This is a genomic window from Adlercreutzia sp. ZJ473 (assembly GCF_013185065.1).
Taxonomy (GTDB): domain Bacteria; phylum Actinomycetota; class Coriobacteriia; order Coriobacteriales; family Eggerthellaceae; genus CAAEEV01.
In genome coordinates, this window is sequence record NZ_JAAVTO010000103.1 from 1 (window position 1) to 3,058 (window position 3,058).

The 3,058-nt window shown below is 66.2% G+C and carries 3 protein-coding genes; all 3 read left to right on the forward strand.

The annotated features are described in order from the left end of the window. Positions 1–213 (forward strand): hypothetical protein (locus tag HRL41_RS11770; RefSeq protein ID WP_165174049.1); only part of this gene is annotated, 213 nt, incomplete at its 5' end. Positions 214–448: 235 nt separating this feature from the next. Beyond that, positions 449–2,761 carry a molybdopterin-dependent oxidoreductase gene (locus tag HRL41_RS11775; RefSeq protein WP_172137185.1) on the forward strand — a complete coding sequence of 771 codons (2,313 nt, stop codon included), beginning with the start codon at positions 449–451 and terminating at the stop codon, positions 2,759–2,761. A 22-nt stretch (positions 2,762–2,783) separates the two neighbouring features. Further along, a partial coding sequence (locus HRL41_RS11780; protein WP_216662682.1) for a hypothetical protein occupies positions 2,784–3,058 on the forward strand: 275 nt, incomplete at its 3' end.

The following is a 3,058-nucleotide window of genomic DNA, read 5'->3' on the forward strand; positions in this document are numbered from 1 at the left end:
GGCCCGAACAAGTGCCCCGAGTGCGGCAAGCCCATCCAGTCCATGGGCGGCCTCGTCCTGAAGTCCTGCCCCTTCTGCAAGTGCGACTTCACCCCCTACCTCAACGGCGAGAAGGCCGTGCCCGGCGCGCCCGCGGCTCCTGGCGCTCCTGCGGCCCCCGGCGCCCCGAAGGCCCCCGGCGCCCCCGCGGCCCCGAAGGCCCCCGGCCAGTAGGATCGGGAACCTCAGCCTGCCCCGGCCGGCCCGCCTCGAAGGAGAGAGCGAGGCGAGCGCCGAGGGCAGGCAACCCTGGCTTCAAGCACGGCGCCTCTTAACTAGGGATGGGAGGCGGCGGCCGAGGCGGAGAACCACCTCCGGCGCGGCATGCTTGCAGATAGCGTGTTCTACCACGGGACATGCGAAAAGTTTTCTACGGTAATGTTAGAAACGTGGAAGAAAGAAGGAAAGTATGGCATACGGTAAACAGTGGCAGACCGTAATGGAGGACGGCACCGTCGTCACCCGCTCCAACACCTGGTCCCCCCCGGGATCCCACCCGGTCGGGTACGGCGTCAAGGTCGTCACCAAGGACGGCAAGCTCGTCCGCATCGAGGGCGACGACGACAACCCGATCACCACCGGCCGCGTCAACGCCATGAACCTCGCGCTGCGCGAGTACACCTACGCCGACAACCGCGTCATCTACCCGATGAAGCGCGCGTTCGAGGACCGCGGCAAGAACAAGTGGGAGCGCACCACCTGGGACGAGGCCCTCGACACGATCTGCGAGAAGGTCCGCTACTACCAGAACACCTACGGCCCCGAGTCCATCGTGTGCTTCGGCGGCACCGGCCGCGAGGCGTGCATCTACTACTACGCGCTGACGTTCTCGGTGCTGCAGTCCCCGAACTGCTGCTACACGCAGTCCGGCTGGTCCTGCTACGGCCCGCGCTGCTCCATCGCCGACTACGTGCTGGGCGCCGGCTACCCCGAGCTCGACTACGCGGGGCACCTGCCCGGAAGCTACCACGACCCGGCGTACACCCTCTCCAAGTGGGTCGTCGTCTGGGGCAAGGAGCCCCTGCCCTCCAACGGCGACGGCTTCTTCGGCCACTGCCTGGTGGACATGATGAAGCTCGGCACCAAGATCATCAGCGTGGACCCGCGCATCACCTGGGTCGGCGCTCATGACGGCAACATCAACCTGCAGGTCCGCCCGCAGACCGACACCGCCCTCGCCCTCGGCATCATGAACCTCATGTTCGAGAACGACGAGTACGACCACGAGTTCGCCGAGAACTGGATCTACGGCCTCGACGAGATCAAGGAGCGCGCCAAGGAGTACCCGGTCGAGAAGGTCGCCGAGATCACGACCGTCGACGCCGAGGACATCAGGCGCGTCGCGCACATCATCGGCACCGAGCGCCCGATCGGCTGGGCGTGGGGCCTGGCCTTCGACCAGAACAAGAACGGCGTGCAGCTGTCCCAGGCGTTCATCGTCCTGGCGGCGCTGGCCGGCTCGATCGACCGCCCCGGCGGCCTGACCCTCGGCCCCCCGTCGGCCCTGCTCGGCAAGTGGCGCATGAACCAGCGCGGCGCGATGAGCGACGAGGTCTGGCAGAAGCGCATCGGCGCGGCCGCCTGGCCGGGCCTGTCCACGGGCATGGCGACCACGCAGCCCGACGAGACGCTGAACACCATGGAGTCCGACGAGCCCTACGCGCTCAAGATGGGCTGGTTCAACAGCTCCAACTTCCTGACCCCGACCTGCTCCGCGCAGCCCAAGCGCTGGCACAAGGCCCTCAAGAAGCTCGAGTTCGTCGTCATCCAGGACCTGACCCTCACCCCGACGGCCATGGCCGTGGGCGACTACTTCCTGCCCATGTCCACCTGGGCCGAGCACGACGGCATCGTGCTGACCCACTACGGCCGCAACACCGTGTTCATGGGCCCCATGAACAAGGCCCTGCAGGTCGGCGAGTGCAAGTCCGACATCGAGGTCTGCCTCATGTTCGGCCAGCGCCTGAACCCCGAGTGGTGGCCGTGGTACAAGCCGGCTGACGGCAAGTCCCTCGACCTCGACGCGCTGCAGACCGCCGTGGAGGACTTCTTCAGCGACCAGCTCAAGGAGCTCGGCTACGACTGGAAGACCTTCCAGGAGCTCGGCATCTACCAGCCCGGCGCGCACGGCTTCGAGTACGAGAAGTACGAGAAGGGCATGCTGCGCTTCGACGGCAACCCCGGCTTCAACACCATCACCGGCCAGATCGAGGCCTACTCGATCCTGTACGAGTCCTGGGGCGAGGACCCGCTGCCCTACTACGAGGAGCCCAACTACTCGCAGGTCAGCAAGCCCGAGTGGGCCGGCCAGTACCCGCTGATCACCACCTCCGGCTCGCGCCGCTACAGCTCCTTCCACTCCGAGCACCGCGCCGTGCCGTCCCTGCGCCAGATCGACCCGTGGCCGTGGGTGCAGATCAACCCCGAGACCGCCAAGGCCTACGGCATCACCGACGGCGACTGGTGCGAGGTCTACAACATGTTCGGCGAAGCCCGCTTCAAGGCCGAGATCACGCCCGTCATGAAGCCCGGCATCCTGAACTGCGCGCACGGCTGGTGGTTCCCCGAGCAGGACGGCGAGGAGCCCAACCTGTTCGGCGTCTGGAAGTCCAACTTCAACAGCCTCGTCCCGCACATGAACATCGGCAAGCTTGGCTTCGGCGCCCCGTACAAGGGCGTTATGTGCAACATCAAGCGCGTCCGCAGCCTCGACCAGGACTAACCAGAGAAAGGAAGTGCACTAAATGGCAGACCAGAAGTACGCACTGCTGGTGGATTACACCTACTTCTCCGGCAACCACGCGGCTGAGATCGGCTGCAAGGAGGAGCTCGGCCTTCCGCTCGACCAGTTCGGCATCAAGGAGGTCCAGGTCGGTCCCTTCAAGAAGGGCGAGGGCAACGACGGCGACGCCTGGGAGTGGTTCTACATCCCCTGCCCGACGTCGATCTTCTCCGAGCACTGGGGAACCAACGGCGACAAGGCCGGCCAGCGCCCGCTGGCGGTCCAGGTCGAGGAGTC